General features: G+C 40.9%; 24 protein-coding genes, 1 tRNA gene and 2 rRNA genes (1 of these 27 only partly in view). 4 read left to right on the top strand and 23 right to left on the bottom strand.

Going from position 1 to position 24,963, the window contains the following annotated elements; genetic code table 11:
* Positions 1 to 10 precede the first annotated feature (10 nt).
* The 7 genes from CEQ21_RS11315 to CEQ21_RS11345 all read right to left on the bottom strand — a co-directional run bounded on the left by CEQ21_RS11315 (position 11) and on the right by CEQ21_RS11345 (position 5,539).
* Complete coding sequence (locus CEQ21_RS11315; protein ID WP_185767237.1) at positions 11 to 859, bottom strand: STAS domain-containing protein; 849 nt, start codon at positions 857 to 859, stop codon at positions 11 to 13.
* 184 nt (positions 860 to 1,043) lie between these two features.
* Positions 1,044 to 1,205 (bottom strand): hypothetical protein, encoded by a 162-nt coding sequence (locus tag CEQ21_RS11320; protein ID WP_185764687.1) that lies wholly within the window; start codon positions 1,203 to 1,205, stop codon positions 1,044 to 1,046.
* Between the two features lie 35 nt (positions 1,206 to 1,240).
* Positions 1,241 to 2,260, bottom strand: coding sequence for a 5-oxoprolinase subunit C family protein (locus CEQ21_RS11325; protein ID WP_185764688.1), 1,020 nt, complete (start codon positions 2,258 to 2,260; stop codon positions 1,241 to 1,243).
* Positions 2,257 to 3,012: a 5-oxoprolinase subunit PxpB gene (pxpB, locus tag CEQ21_RS11330; protein ID WP_185764689.1), complete on the bottom strand. Its 756-nt coding sequence runs from the start codon at positions 3,010 to 3,012 to the stop codon at positions 2,257 to 2,259. Before pxpB ends, CEQ21_RS11325 begins: the two co-directional genes overlap by 4 nt.
* Before the next feature lie 166 nt (positions 3,013 to 3,178).
* Complete coding sequence (gene pcp / locus CEQ21_RS11335; RefSeq protein WP_185764690.1) at positions 3,179 to 3,826, bottom strand: pyroglutamyl-peptidase I; 648 nt, start codon at positions 3,824 to 3,826, stop codon at positions 3,179 to 3,181.
* Positions 3,827 to 3,860: 34 nt separating this feature from the next.
* Positions 3,861 to 4,823, bottom strand: a complete 963-nt coding sequence (locus CEQ21_RS11340) for a DUF979 domain-containing protein (RefSeq protein WP_185764691.1) — start codon at positions 4,821 to 4,823, stop codon at positions 3,861 to 3,863.
* Positions 4,823 to 5,539 (bottom strand): DUF969 domain-containing protein, encoded by a 717-nt coding sequence (locus CEQ21_RS11345; RefSeq protein WP_185764692.1) that lies wholly within the window; start codon positions 5,537 to 5,539, stop codon positions 4,823 to 4,825. Before CEQ21_RS11345 ends, CEQ21_RS11340 begins: the two co-directional genes overlap by 1 nt.
* A 297-nt stretch (positions 5,540 to 5,836) precedes the next feature.
* On the opposite strand from CEQ21_RS11345, the gene CEQ21_RS11350 reads away from it, so the two are divergent.
* Complete coding sequence (locus tag CEQ21_RS11350; protein WP_185764693.1) at positions 5,837 to 6,598, top strand: LamB/YcsF family protein; 762 nt, start codon at positions 5,837 to 5,839, stop codon at positions 6,596 to 6,598.
* Between the two features lie 45 nt (positions 6,599 to 6,643).
* Here CEQ21_RS11350 and CEQ21_RS11355 read toward each other — a convergent pair whose 3' ends face one another.
* The 7 genes from CEQ21_RS11355 to groES form a co-directional block, all read right to left on the bottom strand.
* Positions 6,644 to 7,402, bottom strand: a complete 759-nt coding sequence (locus CEQ21_RS11355; RefSeq protein ID WP_185764694.1) for an IclR family transcriptional regulator — start codon at positions 7,400 to 7,402, stop codon at positions 6,644 to 6,646.
* 206 nt (positions 7,403 to 7,608) lie between these two features.
* On the bottom strand, positions 7,609 to 9,312 hold the full coding sequence (locus CEQ21_RS11360; protein WP_185764695.1) for an NAD-dependent malic enzyme: 1,704 nt from the start codon (positions 9,310 to 9,312) through the stop codon (positions 7,609 to 7,611).
* 75 nt (positions 9,313 to 9,387) lie between these two features.
* A complete protein-coding gene (locus CEQ21_RS11365; RefSeq protein ID WP_185764696.1) occupies positions 9,388 to 10,356 on the bottom strand; it encodes a 2-keto-3-deoxygluconate permease in 969 nt (322 codons plus the stop codon).
* A gap of 186 nt (positions 10,357 to 10,542) precedes the next feature.
* The gene (locus tag CEQ21_RS11370) at positions 10,543 to 11,250 is read right to left on the bottom strand and encodes a response regulator (protein ID WP_185764697.1); all 708 of its coding nucleotides are present in this window, start codon (positions 11,248 to 11,250) and stop codon (positions 10,543 to 10,545) included.
* A complete protein-coding gene (dcuS, locus tag CEQ21_RS11375) occupies positions 11,247 to 12,848 on the bottom strand; it encodes a DcuS/MalK family sensor histidine kinase (RefSeq protein ID WP_185764698.1) in 1,602 nt (533 codons plus the stop codon). Before dcuS ends, CEQ21_RS11370 begins: the two co-directional genes overlap by 4 nt.
* Positions 12,849 to 13,202: 354 nt before the next feature.
* A complete protein-coding gene (gene groL / locus CEQ21_RS11380; RefSeq protein ID WP_144458412.1) occupies positions 13,203 to 14,837 on the bottom strand; it encodes a chaperonin GroEL in 1,635 nt (544 codons plus the stop codon).
* Between the two features lie 51 nt (positions 14,838 to 14,888).
* On the bottom strand, positions 14,889 to 15,173 hold the full coding sequence (groES, locus tag CEQ21_RS11385; protein WP_185764699.1) for a co-chaperone GroES: 285 nt from the start codon (positions 15,171 to 15,173) through the stop codon (positions 14,889 to 14,891).
* 390 nt (positions 15,174 to 15,563) lie between these two features.
* Between groES and CEQ21_RS11390 the strand changes: the two genes are divergently transcribed.
* Entirely contained in the window at positions 15,564 to 16,292 is a 729-nt protein-coding gene (locus tag CEQ21_RS11390; RefSeq protein ID WP_185764700.1) for a CPBP family intramembrane glutamic endopeptidase, read from the top strand.
* Positions 16,289 to 16,504, top strand: coding sequence for a YdiK family protein (locus CEQ21_RS11395; RefSeq protein ID WP_127742664.1), 216 nt, complete (start codon positions 16,289 to 16,291; stop codon positions 16,502 to 16,504). Before CEQ21_RS11390 ends, CEQ21_RS11395 begins: the two co-directional genes overlap by 4 nt.
* 65 nt (positions 16,505 to 16,569) lie before the next feature.
* Here CEQ21_RS11395 and CEQ21_RS11400 read toward each other — a convergent pair whose 3' ends face one another.
* Positions 16,570 to 17,229, bottom strand: a complete 660-nt coding sequence (locus CEQ21_RS11400) for a redox-sensing transcriptional repressor Rex (protein ID WP_185764701.1) — start codon at positions 17,227 to 17,229, stop codon at positions 16,570 to 16,572.
* A gap of 43 nt (positions 17,230 to 17,272) precedes the next feature.
* Positions 17,273 to 17,758 carry a cyclic pyranopterin monophosphate synthase MoaC gene (gene moaC / locus CEQ21_RS11405; protein WP_185764702.1) on the bottom strand — a complete coding sequence of 162 codons (486 nt, stop codon included), beginning with the start codon at positions 17,756 to 17,758 and terminating at the stop codon, positions 17,273 to 17,275.
* Positions 17,759 to 17,904: 146 nt separating this feature from the next.
* Between moaC and CEQ21_RS11410 the strand changes: the two genes are divergently transcribed.
* On the top strand, positions 17,905 to 19,830 hold the full coding sequence (locus CEQ21_RS11410) for an ABC-F family ATP-binding cassette domain-containing protein (protein WP_185764703.1): 1,926 nt from the start codon (positions 17,905 to 17,907) through the stop codon (positions 19,828 to 19,830).
* Positions 19,831 to 20,027: 197 nt separating this feature from the next.
* Here the strand turns inward: CEQ21_RS11410 and tsaD are convergent, their stop codons facing one another.
* The 7 genes from tsaD to CEQ21_RS11445 all read right to left on the bottom strand — a co-directional run.
* Positions 20,028 to 21,047 carry a tRNA (adenosine(37)-N6)-threonylcarbamoyltransferase complex transferase subunit TsaD gene (gene tsaD, locus CEQ21_RS11415; protein WP_185764704.1) on the bottom strand — a complete coding sequence of 340 codons (1,020 nt, stop codon included), beginning with the start codon at positions 21,045 to 21,047 and terminating at the stop codon, positions 20,028 to 20,030.
* Positions 21,044 to 21,493 carry a ribosomal protein S18-alanine N-acetyltransferase gene (rimI, locus tag CEQ21_RS11420; protein WP_185764705.1) on the bottom strand — a complete coding sequence of 150 codons (450 nt, stop codon included), beginning with the start codon at positions 21,491 to 21,493 and terminating at the stop codon, positions 21,044 to 21,046. The genes tsaD and rimI overlap by 4 nt, the downstream gene beginning before the upstream one ends.
* Positions 21,494 to 21,499: 6 nt before the next feature.
* Entirely contained in the window at positions 21,500 to 22,210 is a 711-nt protein-coding gene (tsaB, locus tag CEQ21_RS11425) for a tRNA (adenosine(37)-N6)-threonylcarbamoyltransferase complex dimerization subunit type 1 TsaB (RefSeq protein WP_185764706.1), read from the bottom strand.
* Entirely contained in the window at positions 22,207 to 22,662 is a 456-nt protein-coding gene (tsaE, locus tag CEQ21_RS11430; RefSeq protein WP_185764707.1) for a tRNA (adenosine(37)-N6)-threonylcarbamoyltransferase complex ATPase subunit type 1 TsaE, read from the bottom strand. The genes tsaB and tsaE overlap by 4 nt, the downstream gene beginning before the upstream one ends.
* A 143-nt stretch (positions 22,663 to 22,805) precedes the next feature.
* Positions 22,806 to 22,879, bottom strand: a tRNA-Met gene (locus CEQ21_RS11435).
* A gap of 17 nt (positions 22,880 to 22,896) precedes the next feature.
* Positions 22,897 to 23,013, bottom strand: a 5S ribosomal RNA gene (gene rrf, locus CEQ21_RS11440).
* Between the two features lie 192 nt (positions 23,014 to 23,205).
* Positions 23,206 to 24,963 (bottom strand): 23S ribosomal RNA (locus CEQ21_RS11445); it runs 1,177 nt beyond the window's last position.

A 24,963-nucleotide genomic window follows, 5' to 3' on the forward strand; every position in this document is an offset into this window, starting at 1 on the left:
AGCTTTTTCATTATATTATACTTTCTCTCTCTAATAGTGCCAGTGCTTGTCTCAAGCTTGCTCTTGTAACAAGATCCTTCGTATTCAAGCCAAGATTCACCATTGTTTGAGCTATCTCTGGGCGAACGCCGGAGAAAATGGTTGCAATGCCCAGAAGCCTTAAGCCATCCATTAGCTTGAACAATTCATTTGCAACCATCGTATCAATAATAACCACGCCGGAAATATCGATAATTAAGTGATTAATTCCCATATCCCTTGTTTTTATTAATGTTTCTTCCATGAGCAGCTGGGCCCTTTCTGTATCAATATCACCAATCAGCGGCAGGATTGCAATATCCTTTGTAATTGGCACTACTGGAACAGACAGCTCCAAAAAGGCTCTCCTTGAATTGTTGAGGGTATTTGTATAAGAATCAACATAGGAAAGGCTAAAATTGTACAGAGCATAATCTAATAACGGATCAATAATGTCCTTTACTTCAAAAACCTCATCAATAGAAAATGCTTTTTCCTTTATTTCCTTTTTTAATACTTCCCATATGGCTCTTCTGTAAAAAGCCACATCCTTTAACGCTTCATCTAACGGCACACCTTGTGCAGAGAGACTCGCACCAGTGTTAATTCCCCAGTTTGCAAACATCTTAAGAGAACCTTCAAAATCCATTTGGTTTAACAGGCTTTGTCCGAATAGAGAAATAAAATGAGCACGCAGCTTAAGAAGCTCCTCTTCCACATGGCGAATCGCTTTAAGTGTTTCTAAGCTTTCTCCTTCTAATCTGCGTTCATGCACAGTCCATGCAATCTCTCTCTTTTGTTGTAATAATATATTACCTAGATGCTTTATATTTTCTACCATCAAACCTGTTCCCCCAATAACCGAAATTCAATAGCTTATTATTGATTATTATATCAATTCCGACTGTAGTTTTACATCATTTCAAAATTTTCCATTTTATTAGACTATTGATAGACTGCCATTTGGACTTGGAACAGGAACTTTCATCTAGCTTTCAAGCGAAATTGTTTTTTTTTGCTTCCTCTCAAGCAGTTACTAAAGAAAAACCATCATCATTAAAGTAAATGACCTCTGTTAGAATTTTACATCCAACTATTTGCTTCCAAGCCTCTCGTGCTTCTTTTTCCGTATTAAACTCAAAAAGTGCTGTTTCGTTTTCCTGAGAGTAGACCGTTATTACCCACATAGAATTGATGCTCCTTTTTTATATTTTTAGTAATTTTATAGCTTTATTGCACTGCTCGTCATTTTCAGTGTTTTTAGCTGAAGACCGGCCTTCAGTTTTTCCAGGTGCTGTTCTTGTCTTATATATAGCTGTTCTGCCTCTTCTAATGAAATTTCTTTAAAGCGGATTTTCTCTCCAGGCTTCTTCTGGGCAAGCAGAGGAAGATCAACTGTTGCTACTTGAGCAAATTTTGGATAGCCTCCTGTCGTTTGCCTATCCGCAAGCAAAACAATTGGGTTTCCATCTTTCGGAACCTGAATGGTGCCATTTGTTACAGGTTCAGAAATAAGCTCCAATGGCTCTTTCATCTCAAGAGGTGCTCCCTGAAGACGAAAACCCATTCTGTCAGAATTAGGAGTGATCTGATATTCACCCTTAAAAAAATGCTCTTGGCTCTCCTTCGTAAAAAGCTCGAATTCTCCGCCTTTAAGAACGCGAATTACCTTTTCCTGCAAATTAATAAACGATTCTGGATTAACATGCCACTTGGTTGCAGAAAACGAACCAGATAAAGAATTCCTAAGCTGTTCGGAAATTGGAGTGCTTACAAATATGCCACAGTTTATTATATCTCCTGTTTGTAATCTTCGACCTTTATAACCGCCTAGTTCCCCCCGTAAATAGGTGCTTTTACTCTCCATAACTTCGTCCACAGCAAAACCGCCAGCAACAGCCAAATAAGTTCTGCAGCCTGTTTGCGAAGATTGGAAGCGAAGCTGGCTCCCTTTCTTCATAAATACAGGGCGCCATAATGGCACAGTCTTTTCATCAATAACTACTAGCATATCTCCACCCGTAACAGCGATAAGCAAGTCCTGTTCTGCAATGAAAGAGGCTCCCACTAATGTCATCTCTAAGACCGCTTCTTTTTCCTGATTGCCAACAAGCAGATTTGCAATCCGCAGAGAAATAGAATCCATTGCCCCACCGACAATAACACCATATTTTTGATAGCCATATCTGCCCAAATCTTGAAGACTTGTAAGTAATCCTGGGCGCTCCACTCGTAAACTCATACTAACGTCTCCTTATACCCGTTATATTCTTCTATAGAAATCGGCTTGAATCTGACAATATCACCTGATTGGAGAAGACTTGGAGGATTTCTATCTGGATAAAAGAGATCTACAGGCGTACGTCCAATAATTTGCCAGCCTCCTGGAGTCGAAATTGGATATACCCCTGTTTGCATGCCGGCAATGCCAACAGATCCTGCTGGTATGGATAATCTTGGTGATGTGTGACGAGGTGTTGCAATCTGTTCTGACATTCCTCCCAAATATGGAAAGCCAGGGGCAAATCCAATCATAAAAACGAGATATTCTGCTTTTGAATGGATTTCGATAACCTCCGCCGGGGACAGAGAATGGTAATCTGCCACCGCTTCCAAGTCAGGACCAAGCTCCACGTCATAGCATACTGGGATTTCAACTACCCTTTGTTCACTCGCTTGTGGTGCTTGTAATTTTTCTAGCTTTTTCTCAACGATAGAATGGACGATTTTATATGGTGACAGCTTTTCTTTACTTTTCTCACCTTTGTACATTTGGTAAACAGTTAATGGGTGATAAAAGACAGTTACACTTGTAAAGGCGGGGACATACTCAACAAAACCGCCAAAAGGGTATTTATCAAGATGATTTGAGAATGCTTTTACCTTTATATGCACCTCTGGACTGATGTCCGTACCAAATTGGACAATTATCGCTGAATCTCCAAGCGGCTTTATGTTTATATTTCTAAAACTACCAATGATATTTTGCCCCATCTAATCCCCCTACCAGCTATTGTTCATTTTTGAAAATCAGTTCGTGTTATATATACAATTATACTTATCAGAAATTCCCTAAAAAAACTTATATCTAAAAGAAAATGACATGAGCATTAACCACTCATGCCACCCTATTAATCATTACACATAAAGTTAGAATAGCTTAATGTGTCTGGCCGCCTACTTCCTTTATGTCTTTCTCATTGGCAATCGCTGTTTCAACGGCTGTTTGCAGACCTTTAACAATTGTTTCAAGCGCCATGCTCGGCTGGTTAGGATGTACTGCTGCCTGACTTGGTAGAAATGGGATATGAATAAATCCTCCCCTAATCTTGTTTCCTGCTTGTTCAAGCAAGTGCATCAAACCATAGAAAATATGGTTACATACAAAGGTGCCGGCAGTTTGCGAAACAGAAGCAGGCACGCCATTATCTCGCATTGCTTTAACAATCGCCTTAATAGGCAGGGTTGACCAGTAAGCTGCCGGACCATCCTCAACAATAGCTGTGTCGATTGGCTGCTGGCCTTTATTATCAGCAATCCTTGCGTCATTAACATTGATAGCAATTCGCTCAATTGTTACATCGGGACGACCGCCGGCTTGGCCCACACAAATGATAAGCGCCGGTTCAAGTTCCTTTACGTATTCTGTTAATCTTGCAATTGAGTCATCAAACACTGTTGGAAGTTCCTTTGATACGATCACATAGTCACCAACATGTACCCCATCGAGCTTCTTCACAGATTCCAGCGCCGGATTTGTCTCTTCTCCTCCAAACGGATCAAAACCTGTCAGTAAAATCTTCTGCACAGTATACTACCTCCCCATTTTAGCAAGTATAAAATTAAAAGTGATACACTAGAAAATACATTAACAGCATATTAACAATAAATACAGGAATAGCAATTGGGATTTGTGCCTTTATTACTGCGTTTTTATCCTTTAAGTTCAAAAGCATTGTTGGAACGATATTAAAGTTCGCTGCCATCGGTGTCATTAACGTTCCACAATAACCGGCAAACATGCCGAGTGCTGCCATAATTGCAGGATTCCCTCCATGCAGTTGAACAATAAGCGGCAGACCAATTCCTCCCGTTATAACAGCAAACGCAGCAAAGGCATTACCCATGATCATTGTGAACAACAGCATCCCAATGCAATAGGCTGCTACTGCAACAAAGGCATAATTTGTTGGCAAAAGATCCCCTACAATACCTGATACGACATCACCGACTCCAGCCTTAGAGAAGATGCCTCCAAGTGCCGCAAGCATCTGCGGCAAGATAACAGCCCAGCCAACGGCTTGCAAAAGACGGCTGCCTTCATTTATAGGAACGGTTGCCTTCGCCCTCGTAATACGCTGTGCTGCTACAAAAGCAATAATCGTAGCAAGACCAAGAGCAATCAATGTAACATTCTCAGGATTTACAAGCTGGACAGAACCAAATTTAATTTTCCCAAGTGTAAGTGTGCCAATAATCGTTAACAACGGAATCAGGATAGCAGGAATGAAAATTTTATTTTTCAGCCTCTCCGCATGACCATCCCTTTCAACAGGATCTGGTTCCTCTTCCTTGGACTTTGTTACTTTTCCAATAGAAGCAACTAGCACCATAATCAAAACAAGATAACCAACGTAAAGCGGCGGAATCTGCTTGCCAAACAAGAAGGTTATCGCAAATATACCCCAGAAAATTGAAGAGCCAACACGCGTCGGATGATTTTTATCAACCGCAACACGAATAGCAACAAAGGCTACTATAATGCCTAATAAGTAATAAAGCGTATCAAGTGTAATTAAGTGCATTACAGAGCCCCCTCTTCCTTATCATTCGTTGTTGGTACGTTATTTGAACTTGCACCAGCTTCTCTAGCAATTCTTTTATCGAGACGGTTAAAACGGAACCAGCTGACAATTAAAGCAGTTATTGCAGTAGGAATTCCCCAAAGCGCCATATCCCAGACTCCAACATGAATGCCAACTGAATCAAAGAAGCCCTTCATAAGCAAGATTGCGCCTGTCGCGATAAAGATATCCTCTCCGAAAAACCAGCCTGTGTTTTCAGCAGCAGCAGAATGTGCCTTAATATCATTTTTTGTTTTCTCCGGCAGCTCTCCGTATCGTGCAGCAGCTGCTCCCTCAGCCATTGGCGCAACAAGAGGACGAACTGTTTGGGCATGTCCTCCAATGTTAAGACCAATTGCTGCAGATCCTTCCCTGATGAATAAATACGTCAACAGCACACGTCCTGTTGTTGCATTTTTCGCCTTTTTGATTAAAGATTCAGCCCGCTCCTTTAACCCGTAGCGCTCTAAAATTCCGATTACCGGCAATGTAAGGATTATCGGTAGGGACATATAACGGTTATCAATAAAAAACTGTCCGAATAACGTGATGATTTCATTAAAAGAATAACCAGCCACAAGACCAGTTGTGATGCCTGCCACCGTTACAACAAGCAAAGTATTAAAGCGAAATGCAAAACCAAGTGCAACAACAAGAATTCCGATTAGCTTTATCATCTATATTAACTCCCTTCTATGTATCAACTTTTTTATTCTTCTTCGACAGTTCCGATATTCGGAATGTCAGTTCTGAATTATTAGATTTATCTGTTATATTATACTAGTAAGAATAAAAATACAATAAAATTTATTATTTTAAACTAATGTTATCTACCGAATAGTCGTTGACTCATAATAAAATTAATAATTATAATTTTTAAAAATTTATACGATATGCATAAATACTGTTTTATGCTACGATATTTGAAACAACAGTTCCTTTATTCGGAATACTAATAGTTAGGAGGGAATTTCTTGTATAAAGTTGATTTGAATTGTGACTTAGGAGAAAGTTTTGGAGCATATACGCTAGGAATGGATGAAGATATTCTGCGCTTCGTTACGTCCGCAAATATTGCCTGTGGCTTCCATGCAGGTGACCCGTCCGTAATGCAGAAAACCGTTAAGCTGGCATTAAAAAACAATGTTCAAATCGGGGCACATCCAGGTCTTCCTGATTTAGCAGGCTTTGGGCGCAGAAATATGAAAATTACGCCACAGGAAGCACATGATATGGTCATTTACCAAATTGGTGCATTAGCTGGCTTTGTCAAAGCAGAAGGAACCAAAATGCAGCATGTCAAACCTCATGGTGCCTTATACAATATGGCTGCTAAGGACAGCAAACTTGCAATCGCAATTGCAGAAGCTGTCTACAAAGTTGATTCTGAGTTGATTTTATTTGGGCTTGCGGGCAGCGAGTTAATTCGTGCCGGAGAAAAAATCGGCTTACAAACAGCAAATGAGGTTTTTTCAGATCGCACTTATGAAGCTGACGGCACATTAACACCAAGAACAGAGCCGGACGCTCTTATACATGACAAAAAACAAGCAGTTGAACAAGTAGTTCGCATGATAAAGGAAGGACAGGTACTTTCAAGGCAGCATGTTGACGTACCTGTCAAAGCGGACACTGTCTGCATCCATGGCGATGGAGCTGCAGCACTTGCTTTCGCTCAGCAAATTAAAGAAACGCTTGAACTGTCAGGAATTGAGATTAAAGCTTTCCGCTCTTAAGACATACCAAAAAGGACATGGAAATATTCCTCCATGTCCTTTCTTCTAGTTTATGAATCCTAATTTTTGCGATACCTCAAGTGCTGCCGCCTTAACCTTTTCAGCAAGTGATTCAAGCTTGTCCTCTCGATAATTAACATCAAGGCCAGCAATGCTGATACCGGCAATAATTTCCCCTTTAAAGTTAAAGACCGGAGCAGCAAGCGCCGCCGTATAATCTTCGAGCTCTGAATAGCTGACAGAGTAACCATTCTCGCGAGAATCTGCTATCGTTTGCCGTAGCTTTCCTTTATCAACAATTGTCCCAGATGCTATTTGCTGCAATTCTGTTTCATCGATATATCGTTCCCGCTCCATGTAAGGCAGAAATGCGAGAATAACCCGCGAACAAGCTCCCGCATAAAGAGGTGTCCTTCTCCCTATTGCCGTATAAAGCCTTACAGGCTGTTTCGTATCGAGCTTTTCAATATAGATAGCCTCATTTCCATCCCGAACTATCAAATTGACAGCCTCGCCAACCTCCTGATGAAGCCGGTGCATTACAGGCAAAGCCACCTGTCTAATATCAAGCCGTTCTGCTACCAAATGACCAAACTGTAAAAACACAAGACCAAGCGAATACTTGCTATCATCCTCATCCTTATCCAGTAGTCCCATTTCCTCAAGTGACAATACCATTCGGTGCACAGATGTCTTTGGAATCCCTGAAAACTGCACAATTTCATTAAAGCTCAGCTTTGAATGATGAAGAAAAAGATTCAGAATATCCATCGACTTCACAACCGTTTTGTTTTTGCTTTGCAAGTACACCCCTCCTTGTTTACTTTCTTTTTCCGTATTACTACATGCCATTATTATACCTTAATGGCAAGGGGCGGAGAATGGCAATTACGGAATACAATGGACGATGTACATACTACAATCACCAAAAAAGAGCTTCTCACAAGATTATGAGAAGCTCTAACAACTAAATTAACTATTTATTGAAAAGTTAGACCTTGTTAACATCTTTAAACCCGCGTCCAAATACCGACACTTTTAATTTCCTTATACTCAGGCTGCCAAACTGCATCCACTACAGCTTGTGGTACATCCGTAATGTCCGCTCGCGCAATCCCTTCCTCCTGTGCAGCCTTTGCTACTTGAACGGCCACATAGATGGATACATCATGTAATTTCTCAATTGGTGGCAGCAAGGAAGAACCTTGCTCTGAAGTTTCACACATCTCTGCAACAGCGTTTGCTGCTGCTGCGAACATGCCTTTTGAGATTACTTCAGCTTTGGCAACGATTGCCCCAAGACCAAGACCTGGGAATACAAATGCATTATTAGACTGTCCTATTTCATAGGAAACACCGTTATATTCGACATTGTCAAACGGGCTTCCTGTTGCAATAAGCGCCTTGCCCTCTGTCCAGTGAATTAAGTTCTCTGGTATTGCCTCCGCAAGATGAGTTGGGTTTGACATAGGCATGATGATTGGATGCTCCACATGTTTGGCCATTTCCTTTATTATCTCCTCAGTGAAGGCGCCCGCTTGTCCTGAAGTACCGATAAGAATGGTTGGCTTAACTCTTTTCACTACTTCCAATAATGGAATAAGGCCATCACCATTCCTTTCCCAGTCCTTGACTTCCTCTCCTTTTCTTACATAAGGCATTTGGAATTTCAAGACATCAGGTGTTTCATCTGTCAGTAATCCTCGATAGTCAAATGCCCAGAAACGATCATAAGCCTCTGCTTCAGACAAACCATCAAGAACCATGGCATCTACCATTTGATCTGCATTGCCGATTCCTGCTGCTCCAGGTCCAAACACTACAATTCGCTGATCCTTCAAAGATGTTCCTGTTGTTTTTAATGAAGACATAATAGCCGCAAGCGTAACGGCACCTGTCCCTTGAATATCATCGTTAAAAGTAAGAATTTTATCTCCGTATTTTTCTAAAATATTGCGCGCATTCACATTACCAAGATCCTCCCAATGTATCAGCACCTCTGGGAAAAACTTTCTGGCAGTGTGAACGAATAAATCAATAAATTTATCATAACGCTCGCCACGAACACGGGCGAATTTGTTACCAATATAGATAGGATCATCAATTAAAGACTGATTGTTTGTGCCGACATCCAACACAATAGGCAACACACGGCTTGGATCAATCCCAGCTGCTGCCGTATAAACAGCCAGTTTACCAATCGCAATATTTATACCGCCTACCCCTTGATCGCCAATGCCAAGAATACTTTCGGAATCTGTGACAACAATTAGATCAATATCATTTTTGACTGCCCCTAGATTAGCGAAGCCTTTTTCAATGCCTTCAGGGTGGTCAATCGAAAGATATAAACCACCTGGACGGTGATAGCTGTGAGAGTAAGTCTGAATCGCTTCCCCTACAGTAGGTGTATAGATGATTGGAAGCATTTCTGCTAAGTGATCTTTTAACAGGCGATAAAAAAGGACGACATTTCGGTTATATAAATCATAAAGCAACCCGTTTTTGAAAAGATTTGTAGTCCTCATTGAATATTGCTCATAGGCTCTGTTTGCCTGTTCATCAAGGGTAAGCACATGGGGCGGCAACAAACCGTCGAGCCCAAGCTCCTCCCTTTCCTCTCTAGTAAATGCTGTTCCCTTATTTATAAAAGGATTAGATAGAACTTCTTTTCCTTTTAATGTTGTTATGATTACATTATCGGGCACGCTCATTTTAGAAAATCCTTCTTTCTGAAATAAATTTAGTTACAAATCTTGACTATATTTATCATTCATACAAGTACTTTTTTATGCTGCACTTACAATAGCCCTTTTAGCCTTTTTCTTTTCGGACCTTTTATACACATAGCTGACAATAATCGGACAGATTATTGCAGAGACTACACACGCTGCCGCAACTTGTGCAGTTGCAGCTGGTGCTATTGCAGAAAGAGTTGGGTCTGCCGCCGCAACCACTGCTGGTGTCGCTACAGCATTGCCCGCAGTTGAACCGGTTGCTAAACCAACGATAGGATTTTCCTTAAATAATTTCAAAAGCAAGAAAGCGCCAATTCCTGTAAATGAAGCTATTAATCCAAGTAGTAAACCAGGACCTCCCGCTTCGATAATTGTGTTTAAGTTCATTCCTGCACCCAATGGGAAGGAGAAAAATGGGATTAATAATAATTTACTGCTTCCAAGAAACTTCCTCATATCAGGGTCAATATTCCCTAAAATCATCCCAATTAGTATTGGAATTAATACCCCGACAAGTGCTTGAAATGGAATCGAAGCAAGACCAGAGGCACCTAATGCTACTAATGTGAAAAACGGACCATCTTTTAGCGAAAACAATGCGTATGCCCCAACATCTGTTTCGTCACCATAGGATGAAGCAAGCGATGCATACAATCCTCCATTAGCATTTAATAATGCTGCAAGAATAGCGAGTGGTGATATTCCTAGTATGCCAGCAGGACCAAAAATCATAGCAATTAGGATACCTAACCCCGCACCTACGATAAATTTCCCAGATAATAATATTGCACCCTTTTTAATAGCCTTCGGTGCTAGTTTAAAGTTAATTTGTGAGCCAATTAAAAACATAAAACAAGCTAAAATAGTGGATGATGCCTCTTTACTGAATAATGCCGTTGTAAAATGTCCGATCTCTAAAAATTGCGGAAAAAATGTGTTTGTTAATACCCCTAAAAAAAGTGGAACTACCATCATCCCACCTGGAATTTTATCGAGCGTTTTCTTAATTGGAATTTGCATATTTAATCCCCCTTGTCGTTGTTTAATTTGTGAAAAATCCAAATTCCTTGCAAGCCGCAGAAAGCGATTGCAATATTACCCCTTTGCTACGTGTCCATCATATTCCCCTATAAACCGTTTTCATAGATTAATAAAGTTTAATAATTCTTTTTGTAAATAAAAAAAGTAAGCAGCTTGCCTAACTGCTTACAAAAAATTTTTTATTAAGTGCTCTTTAAAGTGATTATATTCATGCTGATAAACAGGCCTGCCGACCGCTCCATAGATAACCTTAACTTCAAGGATGCCGATGTCCTTAAGAAAATTAAGATACTTTCTGGCAGAAACTCTTGAGATACCGACAATATTAACAATGTCATCTGTCGAAAAAGGTTCTCCCTTTAATTTCTGAACAGCATCCCATACTTGCTTTAATGTATCCTTCGCTAATCCCTTTGGCAGCTCCTCTGCTATAACATGTTCATCTCTGTGCAAAAGCAAGCTATCCAGCTCCTGTTGACTTACCGAATCTTGTTTATCAATCAATCGAGTTTGCTCCAGATAGGCAGTAAGTGCTGTGTTAAACCTGTCGAATTCAAAAGGCTTGATTAAGTAGTCGATAATTCCATATCTTAACGCCTTCTTAATGCGTTCAAGATCTGATGCAGCAGAAATTATAATAACATCAATTTCAAGCTCGTTTTTCCGAAGATGTGCTAACAGCTCTATTCCAAGTTTTCCTGGCATAAAAATATCCAAAAGAATAAGCTGAATTTCTTCCGTATCAAGTAATTGTATAGCTTCATCAACTGAGGTAGCTGTTGCAGCCAACCGGAACCCTTCAATTTTGGTAAGGTAGCGTTTATTTATTTGTGCTACCATCGGGTCATCTTCTACGATCATAACATTAATCAATTTTTTTCATCCTCCTCTTGATAAGATACATAAACAGCAAAACTCGTTCCCTTTCCAGGCTTGGACGAGATAATCAGTTCCCCTTCCAGTCTTTCAATTGCCTGTGATAAAAGGTGTAAACCATAACCACGGTTATTACCTTTAGTGGAAAAGCCTTTATCCAGTATTCTGTTTTGAAGGGAAGTTGTCATACCAATCCCTGTGTCTTTAACCTCGACTGTTAAAATATCATCTGCATAATCCAGTTTAAGATGGACTTTTTTGTTGATACTGTTCGTAATTGCCTCTATTGCGTTATCCAAGAGATTCCCAATAATCGTTATCAGCTCATGAGTAATTTCTGAATTAGCGGGCTTAGGGAGCATATTGGCACAATCAAAGGAAAACGAAACTCCTGCTTCTCTCGCAAAACTTAGCTTACCAATCAGAAATCCGGCAAGCACAGGATCTTGGACCTTCTTCGTCACAAAGCTCATTTCTGTTTCTCTGTGATTTACTGTTTCATTAACATAATCAGCAAGCGTATCGTATTGTTCAGTCCTGACAAGACCAAGAATAACATGCAGCTTATTCATAAATTCATGTGCTTGAGCCCGAAGAGCATCTGCATAATTCCGCACACCTGTCAGCTGTTCAGCCAAATGCTGGACCTCGGTTTTATCCCGGAAGGTAGCAATAGCTCCGACCGCTTGATTCCCCACAACGACAGGCACCCGATTGACTAATATCGTCACACCCTGCAGGTTCTGTTCTTGATCGATCTCTATTTCACCCGATTTAATAATGCGGGTTAACCGGGTTTCCGGTAAATAATCCTCAATATCCCTTCCCATTGGCTCTTCTTCAAGACCAGCCCTTTTAAAAAGCTTACTTGCTGCCTTGTTAACAAGCGTAATTTTACCTTCCTGATCAATCGCGATAATTCCCTCACGCACAGACTGAAGCATAGAACTGCGCTCTTCAAGGAGCTTTGCAATAATAGATGGCTCAAGTCCTAACAGAGTCTTTTTGATATACCTTGCCAGTATAACGGCACCAATTATTCCAATGAGAAGTCCAATTAACGTTCCTAACACAATCCCCATCCTGCCTTTATCGACAGCTTCTGTTACACTTTTCAAAGAAATCCCAACAGCAACCGCTCCAATTTGTTTGCCCTCTGAATCTTTGATTGGGGTAAACGCCCTCATAGATTTTCCGAGCGTTCCCTTTGAAATGGAAACATACTCATCGCCCTTAAGAACAGGACCTTCATCTCCCCCCAAGAAGTGCCTCCCCACCTTACTAGGCTCAGGGTGTGACAGTCGAATACCAGACATATTCATAACAACAACAAAGTTCACATTCGTTTTTTCATTTATTTGATTAGCAAAAGCTTGAACATCTGCCTGATTCTCTTTTCCTTCAAGAGCCCTTATCACTAAAGGTGAAACAGCCATTGTCCTTGCGACATTCAGCGCCTTATCCCTCTGTGTCTCTTCTACACTAGAAGTAATACTTTTACTTATAAGCAAGTCAGTTATCCCAAGTGATAACGCAACCACAATGCATACAAATATAATAATGATAGCTTGTAAACTAAGTTTGCCCTTTTTCATAAATTCCTCCATGTATGATTATCATTATCGGTATGTAAAAAAAGAGAGTACTACTAAACCTTAAGATTTGCCTATGTTATTGAATTAATGCCTACTGCTATATTTAAAGAACTTTACTGAGAAGCACTTAAAAAGCGCTTTCAACCAAGTAGCGTATAATTATCCCATTATATTATAGTACTTGAAGCAAGCAACCTCATTTATGTAATTAAAAAAAGTAGACATGTGGAATATATAGGGATTTAAATACAAAAACCCCACTTCCTTTAAAAAGAAAGTGAGGTTAGTTTAGAATATTTGTTTTTATAGGGTGAAAATAGTTGTAGCTGTATTTCAGATGGTTGGCAATTAGCCTTACATCATGCCGCCCATTCCACCCATGCCGCCCATATCAGGCATTCCAGCACCAGCACCTGCTGGTTCAGGTTTATCTGCTACAACAGCCTCTGTTGTTAAGAACATAGCAGCAACGCTTCCTGCGTTTTGAAGTGCAGAACGAGTAACTTTAGTTGGATCAACGATACCTGTTTCGATCATATTAACCCATTGGCCGTTAGCAGCGTTGAAGCCTGTTCCAACCGCTTCGTGTTTAAGGCGCTCAACGATAACTGATCCTTCAAGACCTGCGTTGTGAGCGATTTGGCGAACTGGCTCTTCGATTGCACGAAGAACGATGTTGATACCAGTAGCTTCGTCACCTTCTGCTTCGATAGACGCAACTTTGTTGTATACGTTAAGAAGTGCAGTACCACCACCAGCTACAATACCTTCTTCCACTGCAGCGCGAGTTGAGTTCAATGCATCTTCAATACGTAATTTACGCTCTTTTAATTCAGTTTCAGTCGCAGCGCCGACTTTAACGACAGCAACTCCGCCTGCAAGCTTAGCAAGACGCTCTTGTAATTTCTCACGGTCGAACTCAGAAGTAGTTTCTTCTAATTGAGCGCGGATTTGGTTGATGCGTGATGCGATGCTTGCTGAATCTCCAGCACCTTCAACAATTGTTGTGTTTTCTTTTGTAACAACAACTTTTGCAGCGCGGCCTAATGATTCGATTGTAGCAGATTTAAGGTCTAAGCCAAGATCTTCTGTAATAACTTCTCCGCCAGTCAATACAGCAATATCTTCTAGCATTGCTTTACGGCGATCACCGAAGCCTGGTGCTTTAACAGCAACAGCTGTGAAAGTTCCGCGCAGTTTGTTCACTACTAAAGTAGCATTTGCTTCACCTTCTACATCTTCTGCTACGATCAATAATGGTTTGCCTTGTTGAACAACTTGCTCAAGCACTGGCAGGATTTCTTGAATGTTAGTAATCTTCTTATCAGTGATTAAGATGTATGGGTTGTCAAGAACAGCTTCCATTTTGTCTGAATCAGTTACCATGTAAGGAGATACATATCCGCGGTCGAATTGCATACCTTCTACAACATCTAATTCAGTTGTGAAGCCTTTAGATTCTTCAATTGTGATAACACCGTCGTTACCAACTCGTTCCATTGCTTCTGCAATCAATTGACCAACTTCCTCATCAGCAGCAGAGATAGCAGCTACTTGTGCAATAGAAGCTTTGCCTTCGATTGGTTTTGAGATAGCCTTCAACTCTTCGATAGCTGTTGCAATCGCTTTGTCCATCCCTTTGCGGATACCCATTGGGTTTGCACCAGCAGTTACGTTTTTAAGACCTTCACGGATCATCGCTTGTGCTAATACTGTAGCAGTTGTTGTTCCGTCCCCTGCAACATCATTTGTTTTGCTTGCAACTTCAGCTACAAGTTTTGCACCCATGTTTTCAAAAGCATCTTCTAATTCGATTTCTTTTGCGATTGTAACACCATCGTTTGTGATAAGTGGTGAACCATATTTCTTTTCAAGCACAACATTGCGTCCTTTAGGTCCAAGTGTTACTTTAACTGCATCAGCAAGTGCATCTACACCACGAAGCATAGAGCGGCGAGCTTCTTCACTAAATTTAATATCTTTAGCCATTTACAAAAACCTCCTCAAGTATTTTAAATTACGTATATATTAATTTTTCTATTATTGTACGATTGCAAGAATGTCGCTTTCGCGAAGGATTAAATATTCTTTCCCTTCATATTTAACTTCTGTTCCAGAATATTTTGAGAAGATAATTACATCATCAACAGAAACATCAATTGCAGCACGTTCTCCATTGTCAAGAACACGGCCGTTTCCAACTGCTACTACTTTACCTTCTTGTGGTTTTTCCTTAGCAGAATCAGGCAATACGATGCCACTTGCAGTTTTTTCTTCTGTTTCAACAAGCTCAATAACAATTCGATCTCCTAATGGCTTTAACAAGTGAAACAACCTCCTCAAATTTTATGTAAATTCATCACTATTAGCACTCATCACTCTTGAGTGCTAACACAATTATTATATTAATTAATCTTTTTATAATTTGCAAGAGACAACACTTAGATTTTACAAAAAATTTAAACCTCTTAGTTTACACGCCTTTAAGAAGTATACACTCTTTCTTCGACTTTATTCATAAATTCTCCTCTTTTTGATGTGTTCTATTTGAGTAAGCAAGCAGTTATTAGTAGAATAAATAGTGTATGGATTACTTATTCTAATCATTATCTGCATAAAGCAATTTGCCATTATGTTTAATGGGAAGAATACATAAGCTCTTATCTTTATATGCTTATTCTATATAGTAGAATAATCGAAAAGGAGTAAGATATCTTGAAAAAAGAATATTGGATTATTGTAATATCGTATATTGCTATGCAATTATCGACATTAATTGGCGTTCCCATTGTTATGTTTATCGGAAAGCTGTTGGGGTATGATACTGCAAATCTTGGGATGGCCTCCGTAGTTATTTGGCTGATTTTCAGCTTTGTTGTGACATTGCTAGTTATTCTTATCCTGCTTCGCCATGAAATGAAAAATCCCCTTCGCCACAATGCCGCAAGCATCCCTGCAAGCATTGGCTGGGCAGTGGCAGGTGTATTTCTTGCCTTGATTGCTCAAAGTATTGCCGGCTCCATTGAAATGGCTTTAGGTATCGAACAAGAATCAGAAAATACACAGCAGCTTATGGGCTTTGTTGAGTACAGCCCGCTTGTGATAATTGTAATTGCCGTTGCCGGTCCGATCCTGGAAGAAATAATCTTTCGAAAGATTATTTTCGGGGTACTCTATAATCGATTAGGCTTCTTTCTATCTGCGCTGATTAGTTCCCTTGTCTTTGCGGCCGCACATATGGAATTTGTGCATATTCTGCTGTATGCCAGCATGGGCTTCACCTTCGCCTTCCTTTATGTTAGGACGAAAAGAATATGGGTTCCAATTACTGCTCATGTAGCAATGAACTCATTAGTCGTTATCATCCAGTATAATCTGGATGCCATTGAGGAATGGCAAAGGAATATGGAGAATATTTCACAATTTATTGGAGGATTTTTATGAGAAAGTCAGCATTACTCTCTGGAATACTATATTTAATACTCGGTGCTTTATTTACCTATTTTGCTGTTCAATCAGTCCGTGATCATGGAGGCTGGGGATTCTTCTCTTATATTCTTGTCATACTGGCAACATTTGATATAGGAACTGGAATTCGGCTTATTTCCTTCCATTATTTCATTAAGAGGGCTGCTCGCAAAAAGCAGGAGAGATAAACCTTGTATAAATATAAAAAAAGGCAATGATAAATGCTAGCACTTATCATTGCCTTTTTTATGGCTCATTCCTCTTCTGCTTCCTCTGGTGTTGGATAATGCTTAAGGAAATAAACAAGAGATTGCAGCTCAACCGCTAAATCAATATGATGTATGCGCACACTCGCAGGAACCGACAATCGGGCCGGTGTAAAGTTCAAAATACCTTTGATGGAGCTATCAACAAGTCGATCAGTTATGGTTTGTGCAACTGCAGCTGGTACAGTTAAGATAGCAACCTGAATATCATGCTCAAGGATAACCTTTTCCAAGTCGTCCATATGATGAATCGATACATCTCCAATAGGCTGTCCAACCTTATCCTCTGCAATATCAAACGCCACTTCAATTTTCGTATTATTGTTTTTCAAGAAATTATAATTTAAAAAGGCAACCCCTAAATTTCCGACACCAATCAGGGCAACCTTCGTTAGTTCGTCTTGATCTAGAGTTTTTCGGAAGAAGGAAAGTAGGTAATTTACATTATATCCATACCCTTTTTTTCCTAACGCCCCGAAATACGAGAAGTCCCTTCTGATGGTAGCTGAATCTACCTTCACTGCTTCACTCAGTTCTGCAGACGAAACTCTTTGTTTCCCTGATGAATGCAAATTTTTTAAGAAGCGATAATATAAAGGCAACCGTTTCGCAGTCGCTTGCGGTATCTTCATTATCTCATTGCTCATTGTGATCCCCTACCTTAATATTACATCTTATCTTTCCTGCTGTTTAGCTATTCCTTTTGTATGGACCATTAACCCCGCCTGATTTCTCAAGCAAATAGGTTTCGCCAATGATCATTCCTTTATCAATTGCTTTGCACATATCGTAAACTGTTAATGCTGTGACAGATGCTGCAGTCAATGCTTCCATCTCTACCCCAGTACTTCCAACCGTTTTTGCCGAAACCTCAATGACTAGACGGTATGCATCTTGTTCTTCTTCCCAACGGAAAGAAATATCGACTCCCTTTAAGGAAATGGGATGACACATTGGAATTAAGTCAGATGTTTTTTTTGCTGCCATAATGCCTGCTACTTGCGCTACAGCCAAAACATCTCCCTTTTTTATCGTATTATTGTTAATGCTTTCATATATATGTTTATTTACAATAATGCTTGAGTGAGCTACTGCATTACGAGCTGTTTCGCTTTTTTCACTTATATCAACCATTTTTGCTCTACCCTCATCATTAAAGTGTGTAAAACTCTTCATTTTTAACACCTCTAAGCAAATCATACACTATTTTCCTGATAAAGTGTATCATTAAAGAATTTTCGCAGCATGCGATTGCCTTTATTGCGGTTTCCCACGTATTTAAGTTACACTTGATGTACATACATTCTGAGGTGAATTCCGTAATGATACTTTTACAAGTAAATCAGCTTTCCAAATACTTCGGAGCTGAAATAATCTTATCCAATATAAAATTAGAAGTGCAGACAAGAGACAGAATTGCATTAGTAGGAAGAAATGGTGCTGGAAAATCTACCTTACTGAAAATGATTGCTGGCCAGCTTTCCTATGATTCCGGAGAAATCATCAAGCCAAAAAATGTTGAGATTGGCTATTTAGCTCAAAATACCGGCCTTGAATCAAACTTGTCCATTTGGGACGAGATGCTCACGGTTTTTAAAGGCCTTCAGCAGCAAGAAGCAGAACTTAGAAAGCTCGAGCAGCAGATGGCAGACCCTGCCGTTAGCAGCCAGCCTGATAGGTTTGAAAAGATTCTCAAGGAGTATGATGTACTCCAATATAACTTTAAGGAAAATGGTGGCTATCAGTATGAAGCAGATATTCGCTCTGTTCTTCACGGCTTGAATTTCGCTTCCATTGATTACAGTACAAAGATATCCACATTAAGCGGTGGCCAAAAAACAAGGCTTGCTCTTGCAAAGCTATTACTCACAACACCAGAAATCTTAATTCTGGACGAGCCGACAAACCATCTTGATATAGAAACACTTTCATGGCTTGAACAATATTTACAAGGATATGATGGTGCAGTCCTTATCGTTTCCCATGACCGTTATTTCTTAGATAAAGTTGTAACCCAAATATATGAACTTTCTCGGACCAACATTCAGAAGTTCCTTGGAAATTACAGCTCTTATTTGGAGCAAAAAGCGGAGAACTATGAACGGGACATGAAGGTTTATGAAAAACAACAGGAAGAAATCGCAAAGCTTGAGACATTCATTCAAAAAAACCTGGCAAGAGCCTCCACTACTAAAAGAGCACAAAGCAGACGAAAAACACTTGACCGTATGGATCGCCTGGAGCGTCCAGATGGAGACGAAAAGTCCGCATCATTTGGCTTTCAAATCGAGAAGCAAACAGGCAATGATGTTTTAAAAATCCAAGACCTTGCTATTGGTTATGATGACAATACTGTTTCGCGAAACATTACCTTCCAGTTGAACAGAGGGGATAGTGTTGCATTAGTTGGACCTAACGGTGTCGGCAAATCAACATTATTAAAGACCATTATTTCAAAAATTGAAAAGCATGCTGGCACTACTGCTTGGGGAACAAATGTAATGGTAGGCTATTATGATCAAGAACAAGCAGAGCTTCACTCTAATAAAAGGGTGTTAAATGAATTATGGGACGAGTTTCCCCTAAGACCTGAAAAAGAAATCAGAACAGTATTAGGCAATTTCCTTTTCTCTGGCGATGATGTTTTGAAGATCGTCAATTCATTAAGCGGCGGAGAAAAAGCGCGGCTTGCTCTTGCAAAGCTTATGATGGAGAAGCCAAATGTTCTCATTTTGGATGAGCCGACAAACCATCTTGATTTGGACAGCAAAGAAGTGCTGGAAAATGCTCTGATTGATTATCCTGGCACATTATTATTTGTATCCCATGACCGTTACTTCATTAATCGAATTGCAACAAAAGTGGTAGAGCTTCAACCAGAGGGTTCTACTGAATTTCTTGGAGACTATGACTATTATGTTGAAAAGAAATTAGAACAGGAAGAATTGCTTGCACTAGAAACTAATGCGTTAAGTTCAGCCCTTGCCGTTGAAGCCTCAGAAAAGACGTCCTACCAACAGGACAAAGAAGCTAAAAAGGCAGAACGACAGCGTATGCGCCGAATTGAAGAAATTGAGAAAACAATCGAAAGCTTAGAGGAAAATGTAGCTGAGCATGAAGAAAAACTATGCGAGCCTGACATTTTCCAAGATCATGAAAAGGTTTTTGAACTAAATAAAGAATTAGAAGAATTCAAAAGTGAAATAGACAGACTTATGGATGAGTGGACTGAATTGTCAGATAAGTAAAAAGTACTGGGCAGTAATCTGCCCAGTACTTTTTTCCACATTTTTATCCACATAAAAATAGCTATTATATTAGCTTTCCACAGGATTATTCACACTATCCACAATTTACTCTGTTTTTACCCACATTATCCACAGGTATGTGGACACACAAAATTAAAATGAAAAATAAATCCCTGTTTATAAACAGGGATTTATACCTAGTTGTGGATAGTAATATCTAAACCAGGGTTTCCATTCAAATCTAAAAGAGCTCTTTGACCTTTTTTATAGAAAACTGTTCCAGCAGCACCTATCATTGCAGCATTATCTGTGCATAAAGATAGTGGTGGAATTGTTAATTTAACATCTCTAAGTCTTGAGAATTTCTCTTCTAAAGCAGTTCTTAAACCCTTGTTTGCGGCAACTCCGCCGGCAAGGACAACTTGCTTTACTTTATATTCCTTAACTGCTTGAATTGTTTTTGTCGTCAAAACGTCAATTACACTTTCTTGGAAGCTTGCCGCCAAATCTTCTGGCTTGATGATTTCTCCTCTTTGTTCAGCATTATGAACAGTGTTGATAACTGCCGACTTTAACCCGCTGAAGCTGAAATCATAGCTGCCTTCCAGCCATGCTCGTGGCAGCTTTATAGATGCTTCTCCTTCAGCTGCCAGCCTGTCTATATGCGGTCCCCCTGGATAAGGAAGCTTTAACGTTCTTGCCACCTTGTCATATGCTTCTCCAGCTGCATCGTCCCTTGTCTCACCAATTACTTCAAAATGACCATGTTCCTTCATATAGACAAGTTCTGTATGACCACCAGATACGACTAATGCCAATAGTGGAAATTCTAAATTATCCACAAGCTGGTTTGCATAAATATGTCCGGCTATATGATGGACTCCCACAAGAGGTATACCGTGTGCGAAGCTGACTGCCTTTGCCGCATTAACTCCAACAAGCAAAGCACCAACAAGTCCAGGACCTTCTGTAACGGCGATAGCATCAAGATCTTTATAGGTTACATCTGCAGTTTCTAAGGCTTCTTCCATAACCAATGTTATTTGTTCAACATGATGCCTCGAGGCAATCTCAGGGACCACACCGCCGAATCTTTTATGGCTCTCAATTTGAGAAGCTACAACATTTGATAGTATTTCCGTTCCATTTTTGATGATAGATACAGCCGTCTCATCACAGCTTGTTTCCATTCCCATTATTAATATATCTTTTTTCATTTTATATTCACCCACATTACTAAAGCATCTTCTTGATTATCGGTATAATAATTCTTTCTGATTGCCCCATTTTGGAACCCAAGCTTCTTATAGAGGTTTTGGGCAACCGTGTTTGACACCCTTACTTCCAATGTCATGGACTTAGCTCCAAGTCTTTTCGATTGTTCCATCATTGTTCCGAGTAGCTGTTCGCCAAGCTTTTGGCCTCTGAAATCAGGCAAAATGGCAATGTTCGTAATATGAACCTCGTCAATGACAATCCAAGCCCCAATATAACCTACCAGTTGCTGTCCATTTTCAATGACTATATACTTAGCAAATTTATTCTGAGTCAACTCATTATAAAAAGCATCCTTGCTCCAAGGGGTACTAAAGGAAAGCGTCTCAATTATATGAACATTATCAATATCTCCAATGGTCATTTCTCGAAAAAGATAATCTGCCATAATAATCTATTCTTCCTTTAACTCTTTATTATTTGCCTTAAGCCAGTTTGCTTCTGCTTCTACAAGGCGAATATAATTCGGAGTGAATGGATGAACTTCCTCTGGCTCCATAGCTTGACCTAGCCTAGCCAAGACAGACGGCCTTGGGTTAAAGTCTGCATAATCTGCAAACACAGCAATTTCTTTTAATTCTGTTTCAAATAAATCCTTATGAATGGACAGATCATTACCAGTAAACAGGACCTTTTCCTGCTCCGAACTTAATCTGCTCACCCAATCCTTTGCCAGAATAAGCTGATCTTTCTCCACTTGCTCCACATTGCCGTTAGTAAACTTGAATAAGCCTGTATATATTTGCCCTCTTCTTGCATCAAACAGTGGACTTACACTACCTGGGAAATACCGGCCAGCACTTGCTGCCAGAACCTGCAAGCTAGACACCCCAACAAGCGGAATGTTCAACGTCCAAGCAAGTGTTTTTGCTATTGTAACTCCAATCCGAACACCTGTATAAGAACCAGGACCTTTCGCTACTACGATTTTCGTCAAATCAGTTGGACTTACATCACATTCCTTCATTAACATTTCAATTGCCGGCATTGCTCTGACAGAATGATTCTTTTTCAGGTTTGTAATATATTCTCCAATAACTTTGTCCTCATCAATAATTGCGATGCCCAATACAAGATTGGATGTATCAATGGCTAGTATTTTCATTTCATTAACTCCTTACATAAGTGCACATATCTTGACCCAAATGGGTTTAGCACAATTTCTCTTTCTGTCTCATTTTTATAGTGAATACTTATTTTCAAATATTCTTCAGGAAGCTGTTCCCCTATTAAGTGAGCCCATTCTACCACAGTAACACCATTTCCTTCAAAATATTCATCAAATCCAAGATCTTCAAAGGCATCCTCCACTCGGTAAACATCCATATGGTATAGAGGTAGTCTTCCCGCATACTCCTTAATGATCGTGAAGGTCGGACTGTTAACTGTTCTTGTGATACCAAGCCCTTTGGCTAACCCTTTTGTAAAGGTAGTTTTCCCTGCACCTAAGTCTCCTTCGAGTGTCAGCACATCTCCTTTATCTAAGAGCTCAGCAAGCCTTGTAGCGAAAGCCATTGTCTCATCCGCATTATTTGTTTTCCAAATTAATTTATCCATAAAACTCACCTAGTTTGTCTAAGATTATTTTCCCTATCTTCATTATATAGATAGTGAGGAAACATTCCTAATAAATGTAACATTGTTTCCTTTTTTTCTAAAAAAAAATCCTTAGGTTTGACCCTAAGGATTTTCTGGTTTGATTGCGGGGACAGGATTTGAACCTGCGACCTTCGGGTTATGAGCCCGACGAGCTACCAGACTGCTCCACCCCGCGACGGTAATATAAAATATGCCTGGCGACGTCCTACTCTCACAGGGGGAGAGCCCCCAACTACCATCGGCGCTGAGAAGCTTAACTTCCGTGTTCGGTATGGGAACGGGTGTGACCTTCTCGCTATCGCCACCAGACTATTATGTTTTTATGAGTTGTTCTCTCAAAACTAAATCATATAAGAAGAAAAGCAAGAACCAAGTAATCTTTTGTCCAGCTTCAAAAGCCAAATCGTACGGCTGTTTCACTCACTCACACACAGTCTTACGACTGCTATTCGTGCGCTCCAACACCCTACCGATTTAAGCGGTCTTTTTCCGCTTTTCATTTTAGTTAAGTCCTCGATCTATTAGTATTTGTCAGCTCCACATGTCACCATGCTTCCACCTCAAACCTATCAACCTGATCATCTTTCAGGGATCTTACTAGCTTACGCTATGGGAAATCTCATCTCGAGGGGGGCTTCATGCTTAGATGCTTTCAGCACTTATCCCTTCCGCACATAGCTACCCAGCTATGCCTTTGGCAAGACAACTGGTACACCAGCGGTGCGTCCATCCCGGTCCTCTCGTACTAAGGACAGCTCCTCTCAAATTTCCTACGCCCACGACGGATAGGGACCGAACTGTCTCACGACGTTCTGAACCCAGCTCGCGTACCGCTTTAATGGGCGAACAGCCCAACCCTTGGGACCGACTACAGCCCCAGGATGCGATGAGCCGACATCGAGGTGCCAAACCTCCCCGTCGATGTGGACTCTTGGGGGAGATAAGCCTGTTATCCCCGGGGTAGCTTTTATCCGTTGAGCGATGGCCCTTCCATGCGGAACCACCGGATCACTAAGCCCGACTTTCGTCCCTGCTCGACTTGTAGGTCTCGCAGTCAAGCTCCCTTGTGCCTTTACACTCTACGAATGATTTCCAACCATTCTGAGGGAACCTTTGGGCGCCTCCGTTACTTTTTAGGAGGCGACCGCCCCAGTCAAACTGCCCACCTGACACTGTCTCCCACCCCGATAAGGGGTGCGGGTTAGAATGTCAATACAGCCAGGGTAGTATCCCACCAATGCCTCCACCGAAGCTGGCGCTCCGGCTTCCAAGGCTCCTACCTATCCTGTACAAGCTGTACCAAAATTCAATATCAGGCTACAGTAAAGCTCCACGGGGTCTTTCCGTCCTGTCGCGGGTAACCTGCATCTTCACAGGTACTATAATTTCACCGAGTCTCTCGTTGAGACAGTGCCCAGATCGTTACACCTTTCGTGCGGGTCGGAACTTACCCGACAAGGAATTTCGCTACCTTAGGACCGTTATAGTTACGGCCGCCGTTTACTGGGGCTTCAATTCAGAGCTTCGCGCGAACGCTAACCCCTCCTCTTAACCTTCCAGCACCGGGCAGGTGTCAGCCCCTATACTTCGCCTTACGGCTTCGCAGAGACCTGTGTTTTTGCTAAACAGTCGCCTGGGCCTATTCACTGCGGCTCTCTCGGGCTTGCACCCAAAAGAGCACCCCTTCTCCCGAAGTTACGGGGTCATTTTGCCGAGTTCCTTAACGAGAGTTCTCTCGCTCACCTTAGGATTCTCTCCTCGCCTACCTGTGTCGGTTTGCGGTACGGGCACCTTGAATCTCGCTAGAGGCTTTTCTTGGCAGTGTGGAATCAGGAACTTCGGTACTATATTTCCCTCGCCGTCACAGCTCCGCCTTCACGGTAATGGGATTTGCCTCATTACCAGCCTAACTGCTTGGACGTGCTAATCCAACAGCACGCTTACCCTATCCTCCTGCGTCCCCCCATCGCTCAAACGATTCATAAGGTGGTACAGGAATATCAACCTGTTGTCCATCGCCTACGCTCTTCAGCCTCGGCTTAGGTCCCGACTAACCCTGAGTGGACGAGCCTTCCTCAGGAAACCTTAGGCATTCGGTGGATGAGATTCTCACTCATCTTTCGCTACTCATACCGGCATTCTCACTTCTAAGCGCTCCACCAGTCCTTACGGTCTAGCTTCAACGCCCTTAGAACGCTCTCCTACCACTGACATCATAGATGTCAATCCACAGCTTCGGTGATACGTTTAGCCCCGGTA

Origin of the sequence: Niallia circulans (genome assembly GCF_007273535.1) — a bacterium.
Lineage (GTDB): Bacteria > Bacillota > Bacilli > Bacillales > Cytobacillaceae > Niallia > Niallia circulans_B.